13 protein-coding genes are annotated in these 15,793 nt (G+C 70.9%); 8 read left to right on the top strand and 5 right to left on the bottom strand.

Going from position 1 to position 15,793, the window contains the following annotated elements:
- Positions 1–755 precede the first annotated feature (755 nt).
- Positions 756–2,147 (bottom strand): PLP-dependent aminotransferase family protein, encoded by a 1,392-nt coding sequence (locus tag EP757_RS26705; protein WP_127550498.1) that lies wholly within the window; start codon positions 2,145–2,147, stop codon positions 756–758.
- 64 nt (positions 2,148–2,211) lie between these two features.
- Between EP757_RS26705 and EP757_RS26710 the strand changes: the two genes are divergently transcribed.
- Positions 2,212–3,291: a pyridoxal phosphate-dependent aminotransferase gene (locus EP757_RS26710; protein WP_174262447.1), complete on the top strand. Its 1,080-nt coding sequence runs from the start codon at positions 2,212–2,214 to the stop codon at positions 3,289–3,291.
- Here EP757_RS26710 and EP757_RS26715 read toward each other — a convergent pair.
- Positions 3,282–4,208 carry a YafY family protein gene (locus EP757_RS26715; RefSeq protein WP_127550500.1) on the bottom strand — a complete coding sequence of 309 codons (927 nt, stop codon included), beginning with the start codon at positions 4,206–4,208 and terminating at the stop codon, positions 3,282–3,284. The two genes, EP757_RS26710 and EP757_RS26715, sit on opposite strands and share 10 nt — an antisense overlap.
- 54 nt (positions 4,209–4,262) lie before the next feature.
- Between EP757_RS26715 and EP757_RS26720 the strand changes: the two genes are divergently transcribed.
- From EP757_RS26720 to EP757_RS26735, 4 genes are all read left to right on the top strand, one after another.
- Complete coding sequence (locus EP757_RS26720; RefSeq protein ID WP_127550502.1) at positions 4,263–4,670, top strand: VOC family protein; 408 nt, start codon at positions 4,263–4,265, stop codon at positions 4,668–4,670.
- 34 nt (positions 4,671–4,704) lie between these two features.
- Positions 4,705–5,139 (top strand): hypothetical protein, encoded by a 435-nt coding sequence (locus EP757_RS26725; RefSeq protein ID WP_232050020.1) that lies wholly within the window; start codon positions 4,705–4,707, stop codon positions 5,137–5,139.
- Between the two features lie 101 nt (positions 5,140–5,240).
- Positions 5,241–5,564, top strand: a complete 324-nt coding sequence (locus EP757_RS26730; protein ID WP_127550504.1) for a hypothetical protein — start codon at positions 5,241–5,243, stop codon at positions 5,562–5,564.
- On the top strand, positions 5,561–7,660 hold the full coding sequence (locus EP757_RS26735) for a hypothetical protein (protein ID WP_127550506.1): 2,100 nt from the start codon (positions 5,561–5,563) through the stop codon (positions 7,658–7,660). Before EP757_RS26730 ends, EP757_RS26735 begins: the two co-directional genes overlap by 4 nt.
- A 771-nt stretch (positions 7,661–8,431) precedes the next feature.
- Here the strand turns inward: EP757_RS26735 and EP757_RS26740 are convergent.
- Positions 8,432–10,516 (bottom strand): DUF6042 family protein, encoded by a 2,085-nt coding sequence (locus tag EP757_RS26740; protein WP_127550508.1) that lies wholly within the window; start codon positions 10,514–10,516, stop codon positions 8,432–8,434.
- Between the two features lie 191 nt (positions 10,517–10,707).
- Positions 10,708–11,202: a GNAT family N-acetyltransferase gene (locus EP757_RS26745; protein WP_127550510.1), complete on the bottom strand. Its 495-nt coding sequence runs from the start codon at positions 11,200–11,202 to the stop codon at positions 10,708–10,710.
- Between the two features lie 66 nt (positions 11,203–11,268).
- On the opposite strand from EP757_RS26745, the gene EP757_RS26750 reads away from it, so the two are divergent.
- Complete coding sequence (locus EP757_RS26750; RefSeq protein WP_127550512.1) at positions 11,269–11,547, top strand: hypothetical protein; 279 nt, start codon at positions 11,269–11,271, stop codon at positions 11,545–11,547.
- On the opposite strand, the gene EP757_RS26755 is transcribed toward EP757_RS26750, so the two are convergent.
- Entirely contained in the window at positions 11,526–12,878 is a 1,353-nt protein-coding gene (locus tag EP757_RS26755) for a hypothetical protein (RefSeq protein WP_127550514.1), read from the bottom strand. The genes EP757_RS26750 and EP757_RS26755 overlap by 22 nt on opposite strands.
- Positions 12,879–13,005: 127 nt before the next feature.
- On the opposite strand from EP757_RS26755, the gene EP757_RS26760 reads away from it, so the two are divergent.
- Both EP757_RS26760 and EP757_RS26765 read left to right on the top strand, forming a co-directional pair.
- Positions 13,006–14,583, top strand: coding sequence for an ABC transporter permease (locus tag EP757_RS26760; protein ID WP_127550516.1), 1,578 nt, complete (start codon positions 13,006–13,008; stop codon positions 14,581–14,583).
- A gap of 15 nt (positions 14,584–14,598) precedes the next feature.
- The gene (locus EP757_RS26765) at positions 14,599–15,792 is read left to right on the top strand and encodes a GAF domain-containing protein (protein WP_127550518.1); all 1,194 of its coding nucleotides are present in this window, start codon (positions 14,599–14,601) and stop codon (positions 15,790–15,792) included.
- The last annotated feature ends 1 nt before the right edge of the window (position 15,793 follow it).

Consider the following 15,793-nt stretch of genomic DNA (forward strand, 5'->3'; position numbering starts at 1 on the left):
CGCAACCCGTGCGACATCCCCGCCGCGACTCCCGATGACGTCCTCCCCGCGACGCCCGATGCCGTGCCCGCCACGCCCGGGTGCTGTCGCCGTGGTGCTGTCCCCGCCTTGTGGCCCCGGGTTGCGGCCCCGCGTTGCTGTCCCCGCGTTGCTGTCCCCGCGTTGCGGCCCGCGTTGCTGTCCCCGCGTTGCTGTCCCCGGGTTGCGGCCCCGCGTTGCTGTCCCCGCGTTGCTGTCCCCGCGGTGCGGCCCCGCGTTGCCGGCCCCGCGATGCGGTCGCCCAGACGCGGTCCCCGCGACGCCCAGTGCTGCCCCACCCCCGCGGATCTTGGGTGGTCGTTGACCTGGTGGGGTGTGAAGTCGCTCAAGATTTGCGGGCGAGCGAACGGGCGAGCGGGCGGTGGGCGAGCTGGCGAACGAACGAGCGAACGGGCGAACGCGCGAACGGGCGAACGGGCGAACGGGCGGGCGGGCGGCCGAGCGAGTGGTGGGCGAGCGAACGGGCGAGCGGGTGGTGGGCGAGCGAGCGGGCGAACGAGCGAACGAGCGGGCGGCCGAGCGGGTGGTGGGCGAGCGAACGAGCGAACGAGCGAACGAGCGAGCGAGCTGTGGGCAAGCGAATGGGCGAACAGCCGAGCGAGCGGGCGGGGGCGGGGCCAGGCGGCGAGGGACAGGCGCGAAGGCTCGGCATGCTGGTGATCGAGAGGACCGGCAAGCCACCGATACACCCACGCGACCTGCACGTGAGGACCGCCCTAAACAGCCATCACCGGTGGGAACGTGTCCCGGCTCGGTTTCGCCTCGTAGTCCGACCATGCCGCTGCCAACCGAACAACCGCCTCCGACAAATCCCCACACGACGCCAGGAAATGGACTCTCAGGCGATCCCTACTGCCACCCGCCGGGTCCAGGCCTGAGCCGGGCAGGACCGCGACGCCGTGACGGAGGGCCACCTGGGCGAAGGATTGGCCGTCGCCGTGCGGTATGTGTACCCAGAGGGTCTGTCCTCCCGGTACCGGCGCGGCCTCCCACGACGGCAGCAGACGGAGCAGCTCTGACCGCAAGTGGTCGTGCTGCGCCAGGCGCTGAGCGGCCGATCGCGCGGCGAGCGCGTCCAGGTCGGGGAGCAGGGCGGCCGCCGCGAGTTGTGCGGGGACGTTTCCTCCGAGATCCATGACGGTGCGCATCCGCGCCAGCCGTGCGACCAGAGCGCCCGACGCCCGTATCCAGCCGACGCGCAGCCCACCCCAGACGACCTTGCTGAGCGAGCCGATCGTGATGACGTCCGCCGAGTGGACGGCCATCGGCGGCGGTGAGGGGTGGCCGGGGAAGCCCAGGTCGGTCAGCACCTCGTCGTCGATCAGCGGGATGCCGGCCTGCGCCGCGGACCAGGCCGCGCGATGACGTTCGGGCTCCGGCGTCACGGCGCCGGTCGGGTTGTGGAAGGCGGTGATGCCGTACCGCAGCGCCACATCGGCGGCCGGGGAGACGCCGAGGACGGCGCCTTCGGAACGGAAGGCTTCGAGGGCCCCGAAATAGGTCGGCGCCTGGACGAGGACGCGGTCGCCGGGGCGGACGAGAGTGCGGGCCAGGAGGGTGAGTGCCTGCTGACCGCCGGTCGTCACGAGGATCTGGTCGGGGGTGGTGGGGAGGCCACGTGACCGGTACCGATCAGCGATGGCCCGGCGCAGCGCGGGATGGCCGGTGGGGTGGTAGCCGATGTCCCCGGAGATGGTGGCGAGGTCGGGGAGGATGCGGGAGTACGCCTCGACGAGTTCGGCCGGGGGTGCGTCCGGCGCCGCGCAGGCCAGCATGACGACGCCGTCGCGGGGTTCGAGCAGGTGGAGGAACGCGGGCGCGTCGGTGGTCGGGCGCGGTGTGCCGGACGCGGGACCGGCGACCCGGGTGCCGCTGCCCTGCCGGCGGACGATCCGGCCCTCGCCGGCGAGCAGGTCGTAGGCGGCCACCACCGTGCTCCGGCCCACCGCGAGGGCCGCCGCCAGTGCGCGGTCCGGTGGCAGCAGTTCGCCCGCCGGCAGCTCGCCGTCGTCGATCATCGTGCGGATCCGCGCCGCGAGCAGCAGATACAGGGCACCCCGCCCGGACGACCACCGCCCCAGCCGCTCCACGATCCCGATTGGCTCCATCGGCAGACCAATCTAGCGGCATTGGCTCTGCCGCACGAGCCCCGGCGACACGACGATGGGGGACATGACCGTTTTCGCCACGAGTCCGATGACTTCGCTGATCGATGGACATGTCCGGTACGACCTCGCCGAGAGCACCTGCCCGCCGCTGACGGTGGGGGAGCTGGCCTCGCCGGAGGAGATCGCCGCGGTGCCGCTCGGCTACGGCACGACCCGCGGTGACGGGAGGCTGCGCGGCCTGGTGGCGGCCGGTTCCGGCGTCGGCGCCGAGCAGGTGCTGATCACGGTGGGAGCGGTCGAGGCCATGTTCCTGCTGGCCCAGGCGGTCTGCGGTCCGGGCGATCACGTGGTCGTGGTGGCGCCGTGTTTCCCGCCGGCGCTGACCGTTCCGGCCGCTTTGAAAGCAGAGATCGATATCGTACGGGCGGAGTTCGACTCCCATTACCGCCTGCCACTGCGCGAGATCGTCCAGGTGCTCGGCCCGCGTACGAAGCTCGTCTCGCTGGCGTCCCCGCAGAATCCCGCCGGCGTCCGCCTGACTGCGGCGGAGCTGCGGGAACTCGACGAAGCCGTGCGATCCCGTGCTCCGCAAGCGGTCATCCTGGTCGACGAGACGTACCACTTCTCGACGTACGGCGACGCACCCGTCCCCGCCTCCGCGGCCGGCCTGTCGTCACGCGTCGTCACCTGCGGCTCGGTGTCGAAGGCGCACGGCGCTCCCGGCCTGCGACTGGGCTGGCTGACCGTGACCGATCCGGATCTGTACGACCGGCTGCGCGAGGCGAAGTTCAACACCACGATCGCCTGCTCCGGCGTGGACGAGTTCCTGGCGACCCGGGTCCTGGAGCGGGCGCCGGAGATCCTGGCGGTGCGGGCGGAGTTCCTCCGTGACCGGCTTGACGAGTTGCGGTCATGGGCATCGCGGCACGGCGTCGAGATGGTGGTCCCGGACGGTGGCCCGCTGTGCTGCCTGCGAGCGCCGGACACGTCGTTCTACCAGCGGCTGGAGGCGCGTGAGGTGCGGGTGGCGCCGGGTTCCTGGTTCCGCGAGGACGATCGCGTCTTCCGGCTCGGTTTCGGTCACCTGCCGGCGGAGGACTTCGGTGAAGCACTGGAGCGGCTCGGGTCGGCCCTTCAGGGGTAGAGCGTAGTCAGCTCCGAGCCGATTCGCGCGAGCTCCACCCGTACCGAAGAAGGCTCTTGAACCTCGGCGATCGAACCCCAGCCGGCCAGTGTCTGCGCGATGTCCCGTGGCGTCGGGGCGCCGACCCGCACCCGCACCCGGCCGTCGGCCTCGGTCCCGCCCGGATGGCAGTGGCGTCCGAAGTGGTCGCGCAGCACCCAGAGGAAGCGTTCCGGGATCAGCACGACGGCCCAGGTCCGGGAGCGGCGTTCCTCGATCGCGCTGACCACCCGGTCCCACGCCGTGGCCAGGGTGAAGTCGTCCGGGCGGTCGAAGGTCTCCTCGGTCACGGTGAGGTCGCCGATCCGGTCGAGCCGGAAGGTGCGCTGGCCGCGATCGGTGCCGGCCAGCAGGTACCACACGGCGTCCTTGTCGATCAGGCCCCACGGGTCGGCCTCCCGCTCGGCGTCCTTGTATCGGAACCGCACCCGCTGCCGCCGCACCACCGCCTCCTGGAGTACGCGCACTTCGGGAGGCTGCGAGCGGACGCTCTCACCCCAGCCCGCCGGGTCGACGACGACCGCGCCGGCCGCCACCTGAGCCTCGCCGCGGTAGGTCTCCGGCAGCGCCCGGAGCAGCTTGCGCATCGCCGCCCGCACCTCCTCGGAGGCCGCCGACGCCGGACCGGCCAGCAGGAACAGCGCCCGCGCCTCGGCCGAGCTGAGACCGCTCAGATCGGTGCGGGCGCCGCCGACGAGCTGCCAGCCGCCGTGCCGCCCGGGCTGCGGATAGACCGGGATGCCGGCGGTGGACAGCGCCTCCAGGTCGCGGCGGGCGGTGGCGACCGAGACCTCCAACTCGGTCGCGAGTTCGGCGGCGGTGATCCGGCCGCGCGCCTGCATGAGCAGCAGGGCGGCTACGAGACGGTCGGCGCGCATCCCGATATTTTAAGTGCTCAGAAGGTGAGCACTTAACCCCGCAGGATGAGTGGCATGACTGCACTTCGCGGATTCACCACCGTCACCTTCTTCGCCGACGACCTGGACGCCGCCCGCTCGTGGTACACGTCGGTCTTCGAGATCGAGCCCTACTTCGACAAGGGCGGCGCCTACCTGGAATGGCGGGTCGGCGACTACCAGCACGAGTTCGGCGTGCTGAAGAGCGCCTTCGCCCCGCATCCGGTGAGCGGCGGGCAGGCGTCCGGCGCGATCATCTACTGGGCGGTCGACGACGTCGAGGCGGCCTACCAGCGGCTTCTTTCGCTGGGCGCCTCCGAGCACGACAAACCCACCGAGCGAGGGACCGGGTACGTGACGGCTTCCGTGCTCGACCCGTTCGGCAACATCCTCGGCGTCATGCGCAATCAGCACTACCAGGACGTCCTGGACGCCCGGCGTTGACCCTCGAGCGGCTCGAGGTCCTAGCCTCCCGGGCATGCTCCCACTCGAAGAGATCTTCCGCGCCTCGTGGGGCGCCGACACCTGCGACCCGCACGACCTGCCGCACTGGCACCCGGGCAATCCCGCCCGCGGCCAGTGCGGCGTCACCGCCCTGATCGTCCAGGACCTCCTCGGTGGCGATCTCGTCCTCGGCGAGGTCTTCACCGGGGACGTCAAGGTGGGGTACCACTACTGGAACCGGCTCCCCGGCGGCCGCGAGCTCGACCTCACCGCCGACCAGTTCTTCCCGGCCGAGACCGTCGTCGGGGGCACCGTCCAGCAGCGTCCGCCGGGCGCCCCGTCGCGCTGCCGCGAGCAGTACGAACTGCTGCGGGGGCGGGTCCTGTCAGCGGTAGCCGCTGCACAGTGGACTGACGTCACTCCTCTAATGGGGGATTCCTCCGGCACCGCTCCGCATTCGCGCAGGTGACGGATACCCCGGATGGGCGTCGGCCGTTCGCCCGGGGTTGCGGCGGAGTGCGGCGCTTTAGGTTCCCTCAGCTTCGTCGACTTAGTTGGAGAGAGCCGAGCATGTCCCCACACGAGAACTTCCAGAACGTGGCCACCGGCAACGCGAGCGTCGGATTCCAGATCGGCAAGAACACCGGGACCGTCACGCCCAGCCCCAGCCCGGTCGACCTGCTGAAGGCCGTCCTCGACCAGTCGCCGCTCGCCGGCGAGGCGCGGATCCGGGCCGACCGGGAGATCGCCACCGCCCGTACCGCGATCGTGAACGGCGACAGCGGCGAGGCGACGCGGGCCCTGACCCGGCTCGCCGGCTGGACCGAGGGGATCGCCGGATACGGCGCCCTGATCGGCGCGGTCATCTCGGTGGTCCAGGGGATCGCCTCGTGACCATGTACACGAACGTCGCCGACGATGTCGGCCTCCAGGTGGGCGTGCTGCACGGCAACGCCTACGTCTACCAGACCGCCCCGGCCGCCACACCGGCCGAGAAACTCCAGGTCGCGATCCACTACCTGCGCGGCGGGTCACCCCGGGAAGCGGAACGCCGCCTCGCCGCCCTGGTCTACGAGGACCGGATGAGCTCCGCGGAGATCGCCTACCACTGGACGCTCTCCGTGCTCAGCGGACGGTCGCTGACCAGCCTGGGCGGCGGCGACATGAACCAGTTGGAGCAGGCGTTCGCGATGGCCCAGCAGTACCCGAGCGGCCGCTGGTGGCGCTGCGTCGAGGTGATCCGGATGCTGGTGAACGCACTGCTCACCGCCGGACCGCTCGACCAGGCGCTGAACGCGTACTCCACCCTGCCCGATTCTGATCGCGCGGAGATCGAGCGTCATCTCAGTCTGATGCTCTCCGGTGTCGCGCAGGACCACATCGAGCAGCTCAACGAGGCGCACGTCCGATTCGCGCGGACGGCCGGCGAGCGGGCGGCCCGCGTACCGAAATTCTTCGAACCCGATCCGGCCGAGCCGATCGCGAAAACGGTCCGCCCGGCGCCCGCCGAATCGACCTGGCTGCCGCTGGCCGGCGGTGGCGCGCTGCTGTTCTTCGGAGCGGTGACGCTCGTGCAAGCCGCCGCCGCCCGGAGCGTGCTCGCCGCCGTGACCGTTTTCGTCCTGCTCGTGGCCGGCGGGTACGCGGTGGTCCGGCACGGTCTCGAGCGCGCCTTCCTGCGGAGTCGCCTCGCGGCCAAGGAGGCCGAGTTCCGCAGCGGGGTGCGGTCGCCGTTCCTCGTCCCGCCGGTTCCCGGCTCGGTTTCCAGCTCCTTTCCCAGCTCGGTTTCCGGCTCCTTTCCCAGCTCGGTCTCCGGCTCCTTTTCCGGCTCCTTCTCCCGCGTGATCGACTCGCTGGTCGACGCCGCTTTCGTGAATCAGCAGCCGCGCGAGCACCACCTGCGCGACGCCTTCTGGAACGACACCGCCGGCTTGCGCACGGCATTGCGGGGAGACCTTCTTGATCTGTACGGCGGCCGCGGCGTGCGACCGGAGTCGATCAGATATCTGGCGGTCCACCACGCCGAGGTGATCGCCGGGCGCTGGCGTGACGGAACACTCGACGACTTCCGCCGCCGGAACCGTCCCGCCTCGACCCCGCCCGCCTTCCTGGCCGGTGTCGCCGCGCTCTCCGCAGCGGTGGCCGTCACCCTGCTGTCGATGACCACGCTCACCTTCTGCTCGCTGGTGCTGGCCGCCCCTATGCTCTTCTTCGGCGCCCGGTTCGCCCACCGCGGAGGCCTGGCCCTGTACGGCGAACGTCGCCGCCTCACCCTCGACGCGACCGAATTCGAACAGCGGCACCAGGCCGAGGTGGCAGCCTTCTCCCGGTGGACCGCCTGGCTCGCCGACCGGCCCACCGACGTGGAGATGGGCCTCTGGCTGGCACTCGACCTGGCCTTCTGGAAACGCGGCGTGATGGGCGACTACCGCCTCGCCAACCGCGACCTGCTCACCCATCTGACCCTCACGGAAGCGGCGCCGCGCAGCTCCCGTGCCCGGGATGTGGGAGGGCCGTTCCGGCATTCGGCATACACGGTCCTGCTCTTCCTGCTCACCGAAGCCGGCGTCCGGCAGGTCCAGGCCCGCCTCGACTTCGTCACCGGCACGTTCTCGGCGGAGCGGCGCACCACGTTCCGCTACGACGCCATCGGATCCGTCCAGGTCACCGAGGTGGGCCTGCGCGCCGACGAGCAGAAGATCGTGACCCGGCAGGCGTTCCAGCTCGCCCTGGTCAACGGCCAATCGATCCGTGTCCTGCTCGACGACTTCAGCGACGACGCGATCGACTACCTCCGCGAGAACCCGGACCACCTGGCCCGTCTCGCCTCCGACGCCTCAGGGGTGACGAGCGCCCTGCACATCCTCGAAGCGGTAGCCGCCGACGGCCGCGACTGGATAACCCTGGAACGCCAGCGCCTGACCCGCCGCCTGCCCCGCCAGCACCAGCCCATGCCGTCGCCGGTCACCCACCCCCAAATCCCGCGCTGACCAGGTCTCCCGTCGCCGTCCCGTCCCCGTCGCCGTCCCCCTAGCCGTCCCCGTCGCCGTCGCCGTCCCGTCCGTCCCCGTCCGTCCCTGCCGCGCGTCACATCGCGTCGCGCCGCCGGGACAAATCGGAAATGTCCCCGGCCCGCCAAACCTCACTGGCCCGCCCAAGCTCCTTCGCCCGCCCGAACTCGCCTGACCTCGCCTGCCCGGTATCGCCCGCTCGGGGCCAGCTGTGACTCATTGCTGTGTCAACGCCTCCTCCACAGCCATAGGTCACAGCTGGTCAGGTCTGGCTGTGGCTCGTTGCTGTCGCGGCGTGTCCGAGGCGGCCATAGGTCACAGCTGGGAGGTCTGGCTGTGACTCATTGCTGTGTCGACGTCTCCTCCACAGCCATCGGTCACAGCTGATCGGGACGGGCTGTGGCTCGCTGCTGTCGTCGCGTCTCCGAGGCGGCCATGGGTCACAGCTCGGAGGCCGGGCTGTGACTCATTGCTGTGTTAACGCCTCTTCCAAAGCCATGGGTCACAGCTGGCCGGGTCTGGCTGTGGCTCGTTGCTGTCGCCGCGTCTCCGAGGCAGCCATAGGTCACAGCCGGGAGGGACGGGCTGTGACTCGTTGCTGTTGAAGGGCTCCAGGGCAGCGATGAGTCACAGCCGCAGTGGCCGGCTGCACGGGAGAGCCGATAATGCGGGCGTCGATTGAGCGCTGGCCTACAGCCAGTCCTGCCTGGCTGGACGGGCGAACGGCAGATCGGGCTCCAACAGCCCGGCTCACGGTCGGGGGAACGGCTCCACGAAGAGCATCGGGCGAATCGCGGCCGGCAGTCGCTCGACGGCGCCGGTGCGGAGGGAGAGGCGGATTCCGGCGGAGGGTTCGCGCGGCGAATGCCACGGCTGGCAGCCGAGCAGAATGTGGTCCCGGTCCTCCCAGATCGGCTCGCGGTAGGAGCCTTCCGGCAACCAGTGGACCTGCGGTTTCGGGTTGGGGCGGAGAGGAAACACGGTCACCGCCGGCGGATTGGCGCGGGCTGTCCACAGTCGGTCACCGCCGAGGGTGAGGCGGGCGGTCAGGTCGACCGGCACGGTGATCTCGGCGTGGTCGGGGCGGATCACCGTGATGCCCTGCCGCGTCCGGGTCAGGCCGGTGCCGGTGAGCGGGTCGATCTGCTGGAACGGGTGCGCCGCCTCCCGTGGCTCCCCACCAGGAGTCCAGCTCATCGTGGAGCCGTGGCCGCCGGTGAAGTACACCGTGTGCCCGTGTGTCCCGACCACCGAGAGAGGACGATCGGCCGGCCACGGCATCGTGACGGTGGGGCCTCCGTCGAGATCCACGACACGGAGACGATTCTGGTCGTTCTCGGACACGACCACCCGTTTGCCGTCACTCATCAAAAGCAGGTCGGGTGACCGTACGTCATCGATGAACGTCATTTCGGCGGTGCTGGAGATGAGCTGGGCCACGCGATTCGGCCCCGCCATCAGAATGCCGCGAGCGGTTTGCATGGCCCGGGTCCAGGCCGCGGCTTCCAGCCGCACATTCGCCATCGGTACGCCGTCAGAACCGTTCGTGAGAGTCCCGTCGGAGAACAGCATCCCGGCACGCGGGGGAGGCCCGAACGGGATCGCGGACCGGGATTGCCGCCGCAAGGGTGCCGGCCGGGGCGTGAACCGCATGGCTCGCATCGTCGCCTTCCCCGCCGGCCGGGCACCGCGCTGAGCGGGCTTGCTCGACGGGGGAGAAGCGCGCCGCCCGAGCATGAGGCGCAGCCTGTCGGATTCATCAGCGACGATGTGCAGCAGCCCGGAATCCTCGGCGAAGGTGAGGCCGGCCCGGACATCCGCCGGTTCCACGAGCAGGCGCGCGGCCAGTGCGGCGACGGTCACCTCGTACGGCATCGCCGCGGACCACCGCAGCACCGCTTCGAGATCTTCGGCGAGCCGCCCGTACCGGTGATGGGCGTCCTGGGCCCGCACCATCCGCGCCCGCTCCGGTGGCAGCGCCAGGACCGTGTCGACCCGTGCCGGTTCGCCTGGCCGATAGCGATCAGTGCCGTCGCGGACCAGGATCCCGGCCGCGGCCAGCAGGGGCAGGCTGTCCCGCCTGAGCAGCACGGGTGGGACGCCGAGTTCGGCGGCGATCTCGTCGAGGCGGCGCTGCCGGTTCTCGGCGCGCCGGGCCGCGTCGGCGTGCTGGGCGGCGTTGCGCTGGTCGAGGTCGGCGTGCCCGGTCGGCAGGGGTGTCCGGGGGAGCGGCCAGACCGGCGTGTCGAGCCAGCCGTCCGGGCGCTGGTGCTCGTGTCCCCACGCGGCGACCTGATCGGTGGTGACCGGCCCGCCGTGCGCCCCGGCCGCCTCGCCGACCACGCCGGCGAGCTCCATCACGGCGTACCCGAGTTCGCTCAGCCACCCGCTGTTGCCGGTCCCGGTGGCGGGCCGGCCGCGTCGCAGCCAGACCGGGGGCTCGATGTCCGGAACCGGCCAGAACTGCACCACCAGCCGATCGGCCGAGCGCCCGACGCGCACCCGGAAGGACCCGCCGCCGCCGAGATCGAGGACCGGCCCACCGGCGACGACGACACTGCCCGAAAACGACAGATACGGAATCTCGGATAAATCCGATATGTCGGAAACGTCGCGCGGACGCTGATCATGCGACGAGATGCGAACCCGCAACCGGCCGTCCAGTGAATGGCACGCCAGCCACCCGGCGCCGGACCCGGCGAAGGTCCCGGCCGGCTCGTCGCTCCGATCGTACGAATGCGGCAGTGCCCGCGGCGAATCCCCCGCGATGCCCGGATCCCGGAGGACGAGAAGCCCGGATTCGGGACGGTAGTCGTCACTCTCGAACACCCGCACGGCGATCAACCTAGCAGGTTCGCAGCATGACGTCCGTCAATGTGAATGGCGCGACCGGCTACGCCTGAACAGGAAAGAAGGCGACGAGTTCCACCTCGAATCCGGCCGCGTTCTCCAGATGGGCGGCATAGGTGTCCGGGCCGCCCGCCGAGGCGTTGCAGCGAACCGGAACCGCGAAAGGTGACGCGGGGTCACAGGGCGCGACGATAGCGGATCTCGTGGAGCGGGAAGCCGTTCGAGTCGTCGACCAGGGTGGCGCCGTCGGCGTGCCAGCCGGCCGCCTCGTAGAAGCGCCGCGCCCGGACGTTCCCGGAGAGCACCCACAACGTGGCGGACGTGAAGCCGCTCGCGGTGAGGGACGCCACCCCGGCCTCCATGAGCTGCCGCCCGCCGCCCGTCCCCCACAGCGACGGCAGCACGTAGATCGCGAAGAGGTGCCCGGTCGACGGTGACGAACCCGGCCCGACGGTGACGAACCCGGAGACGCCGGGGTCCAGCACGAGAACCGCCCGCGGTGCCGCGATCCCGTCGAGCCGGCCACGCCAGGTCGCGGCGCGCGAGGCGACCGAGAGCCCGTCCAGGAAGGCCTGCGGCATGAGACCCCGATAGGCCGCCTGCCAGGTGCGGACGTGCACCTCGGCGAGGCCTTCGGCATCGGCGGGAACGGCGGGACGCACAGAGAACATACAGCTCAACCTGGACAATGGTGGTTACCGTTGATGGTCCCCAGCATGAGAAGGAGACGGTTTCCGATGGGCTTCATGAAGCGCTTCGTGCTCTCGATGGTCGCCTCCAAACTTCACCGCGCCTCCCAGAAGCGGCACAACCCGGCAGTCGACGGACTGCTGCGCGAGGTGAACCACCGGATCGCCCGGAGCCAGGGATACGGGCATCAGGGATACGGGCACCCGGGATATGGGCACCCGGGCGCCTATCACGGAGGACACCCGGGAGCCTACGGACATCACGGCCACTACCGCCACCACGGCCACTACCGGCACCACGGGCACTACCGCCGCAGGTTCTGGTGACTCCCTCGCGGTGCCGGGATCATCGGGGCGTAGCCGTCGGCGGCGGCAGCCGCCGGCGCCGGCGTGGACTCCAGGCCGCAGGAGGTGAGCGTGTGCTGGCGCAGCAGCATCGACGTCGGCACCGGCGCGATCTCCCGCCAGGCGAAGCAGGCCCTGATGATCGCCGCGTTGACGCCACCGGTGAGGGTGCGGTCCGCGTCGAGCAGGGCGCGCAGGATGCCGTGGTAGGTGAGGAAGTCCGGTGACAGATCCGACCAGGTGGTGGCGAGCAGCCGGCCCAGATAGTCGCGGGCGAGCAGCAGTGACTCCTTGAAGGCGGCCTCGTTGCCGGTGTAGGCGGCGGTGAAGTCGGCCTGGATCTGCTCGAGGTCCAGGGCGGTGCCGGGCAGGTTCGTCGACCGGGTCCGCAGCTCCTCGCTGATCAGCTTCTTGTCGACGAGATCCTGCTGGAACACTTCGACCATGGTGTCGAAGATGGCGCCGGTCAGTGGCAGCGAGCGGTTGTGCGGCTCGTCGTCCACGTCGGACATGCGCAGGGCGTTGAGGGCGATCCGGACCTGCCGGGTATCGGAGAGCTCACCGACCCGGTCGAGGCCGTTGATGGTGAGCAGGTTCCCCTTGGTGTTGTCGAGCAGCATGTCGACCAGTGAGTGGAAGTGCAGCGACGCCACGATCGCCACCAGGTCGCCGGCTGATTCGTGCATGCCGCCGTAGTCGATGCCCTCGTCGAGCGGGCTGGCCGGGACGCCCACCTCGGCGAAGATGAGGCTGTGCCCGAGTTCGTGGGCGAGCACGTCGAAGTTCTCGCAGAACGGGCGGGTGTGGTCGATGGTGCCGGTCGGGGTGCGGCCGAACCCGAATTCGAGGAATCCGAACCCGGACTGCGCGTTGTTCCACTCGATCAGCGGGATGAGCTCGAGTTTGGCGAAGGCCGTCGAGAAGTGCCATTCGATCGTACGACCGAAGTAATCCTGCCAGATGTCCAGCACCCGCCGGACCGTCGCGTACATGGTGGCGGCGGAGAAGTCCCGGGAAGCCGGATCGAGATGGTCGAAGTGTCCCTCGGGGCCGGGCTGGACCGGCGGATTGGTGGCCCCGGTGTACGGCGGCCGGAAGAACTGGTTGTAGGGCAGCTTGCCGACCGCGTCGACGACGAACATCCGGTCGTCGGCCGGTCCCGCGGTGACGGCGCCGGGAGGAGGGGAGACGGTGACCGTCTCCGGCTCTCCGAACAGCGGCGTGCCGTCGGCCTTGGTCAGGAACCGGGGCTGCGGGAAGATCCGGAACCGGGTGCCGGTCTCGGCGAGTCTGAGGTCGAGTTCGAGCGACATGGGAAACCTCCCTGAGGTGTGACCTCCAGCGGTATGCCTGGTCACGAGGGAAGTCAACGAACCTGTCCATGAACCATCCCAAAGAACGGCTGGACAGTCGTCACGACGGGGTAGGACCATGCGGGACATGGCCGGAACCCGTGCCCTGCTTCAGTTCAGCCTCCGTCTCGAGCGGATCCGGCTGCCCGTCTGGATCCTCGGCGCCGGTCTGCTCTTCGGCATCCAGTCGGTGCAGAGCCAGAACCTCTACGGCACCCCCGAGGAGCTGGCTCAGCTGCGCGTCACGCTGGGCGGCAACACCGCGGTGATCGCGATGAGCGGCCCGGCCGAGCTGCTGAACTCGATCGGCAACGAGATCGTCTTCGAGATGTTCGCGTTCGTGGCGATCATCGTGGCGCTGATGAACATGTTCCTGGTCGGCCGGCACACCCGCGGCGACGAGGAGTCCGGCCGGGCCGAGCTGATCCGGTCGGCGCGGGTCGGCCGCCGGGCGCCGCTGATGGCGGCGTTGCTGCTCGCGCTGATCGCCGACCTGGTCACCGGACTGGTGATCTCCGGAGTGCTCGCCGCGACCGGCCTCGGCCTCGCCGGGTCCGCGCTGACCGGCGCCGCGATCGCCGGTGCCGGCCTGGTCTTCGCGGCGCTCACCGCCGTCGCCGCGCAGATCTTCGAGAACACCCGCGGCGTCTACGGCATCACCGGCCTCGTCCTCGGCGCGAGCTACGCCCTGCGCGCCGCCGGCGACGCCGGTGACTCCGCGCTGTCCTGGGCCTCGCCGATCGGCTGGGGGCAGAGGACCATGCCTTTCGGTCCGGGCCGCTGGTGGCCGCTCCTGCTCCTTCTCGGTACGACCGGAGCTCTCGTGTGGATCGCGCTCGCGGCACTCGACCGCCGCGACTTCGGCGCGGGTCTGGTCCGCCCGCGTCTCGGCCGGCCGCAGGCGTCCTGGGCGTTGCGGGGCCCGTCCGGGCTGGCCTGGCGGCTGCAGCGCGGCACGGTGATCGGCTGGGTACTCGGCGTCGGGCTGCTCGGGATGGCGTACGGGTCGCTCGGCGACAGCATCGAGGCCTACATCGAGGACAACCCGGAGGTCGCCGCGTTCCTGCCGGGCGGCGCCGCGGACATCGTCGACGCGTACCTCGCCCTCACCCTGGCCCTCTGCGCGCTGCTGGCCGCGGCGTTCGGGGTGGCGTCCGCGCTGCGCATCCGTGCCGAGGAGACGGCCGGCCGCGCCGAACCGGTCCTCGCCACCGCGACCGGCCGGGGCCGCTGGCTGGCCGGCCACCTCGGTGTCGCGCTGGCCGGCAGTGCCCTGGTCCTGGTGGTGTCCGGGTTCGGCGAGGGCCTGTCGTACGGGCTGACCGTCGGCGATCCGGGCCAGGCGCTCCGGATGGCCGGGTCGGCCCTGGTCTACCTGCCGGCCGTCTGGGTGATCGTGGCCGTCCCGGCGCTGGGCGTGGGCTGGCTGGCCCGGGCCGCCGCGATCCTGGGCTGGACCGCGCTCGGCTACTGCGCGGTGGTCCAGCTCTTCGCCGACTCGTTCCGGCTGCCGGACTGGGCGCGGCAGGCGTCGCCGTTCACCCACCTGCCGGCCGCTCCGCTGGAGGCTGTCACCGCGGGGCCGATCATCGCCCTGTCCGTGATCGGCATTGTCCTGATCGCCGCCGGATTCGCCGGATTCCAGCGGAGGGACGTGGGGTACTAGGCCGATACTGGTCCGGTGAACGCGGTCGAGAAGGAAGCGAGCCGGCTCGCCGCGCTGCACGAGTACCGCCTGCTCGACACCCCGCCGCACGAGGAGCTGCGAGCCGTCGTACGGGTGGCCGCCGCCGTGGCGGGCGTGCCCACCGCCACCCTCAACCTGATCGACGAGAACCGGCAGGTCCAGCTCACCACCGTCGGCTTCACGGGACGGGACTGCGAGCGGGACGACTCGATGTGCGCGGTCCGGCTCGCCGACGGGGTCCCGGTGAATCTGCCGGACGCGCGGCTCGACCCGTCGTACCGGAGAAATCCGTGGGTGACCGGCGAGCTCGGCCTGATCCGGTTCTACGCGAACGCCCCGCTGATCACGCCGGAGGGGCACATCCTCGGCACCCTCTGCGTCTTCGACAGCGAGCCGCGTGAGCTGGCGCCGGCCGCCCTGAACCGGCTGCAGGACCTGGCCCAGGTGATCGTCGCGTTCTTCGAGCGGCGCCGGCAGACCCGGGTGACCACCGAGTTCGCCGCCGTCACCGAGGCGCGCAAGCAGTGGGCGGAGGCGCTGCTCGACGGCATCGACGTGGCCGTCATGGCGCTCGACAGCGACTTCAAGGTGACCATGTACAACCGGGCGGCCCGGGGGAACCACGACCCGGACATCGATCTCGATCGCGCCCCGGAGGAGATCGCCGAACGATTCCAGCTCTACGAGCCGGACGGGGTGACCCCGATTCCGTACGACGAGATGCCGCTCATGGTGGTGATCGGCGGTGGCGGCCCGGTCACCGGCAAGCAGATGGTGATCCGCAAGCCGCACCGGGGTGACGCCGTCGTCCGGGCGAACGCCCGCGCCCTGTACGCCGCCGACGGCGAGACGATCACCGGAGGCGTGGTGGCGCTGCAGGACGTCTCGGCCGAGGCGGTCCGCAAGCGGCTCGTCGAAGAGGCCCGGGTGCGGCTCGCCGCCGCGAACGCCGAGCTGCGCCGCTCCAACGCCGACCTCACCAACTTCGCCGCGGCGGTCAGTCACGACCTGGTCGCGCCGCTCGCCGCGGTCGGCGGCTACCTGGAACTGCTGACCGACGAGCTGACCGGCGCTCCCGCCGCCCACGCCGCGTCCGCCACCCGGGCCGTCGAGCGGATGCGCGAGCTCATCGAGTCCCTGCTCAGCGCCGCTGCCGCCCGCCGGGCCGCGGGGTCAGGTGAGCCTTGAC

Source organism: Actinoplanes sp. OR16, assembly GCF_004001265.1.
Lineage (GTDB): Bacteria > Actinomycetota > Actinomycetes > Mycobacteriales > Micromonosporaceae > Actinoplanes.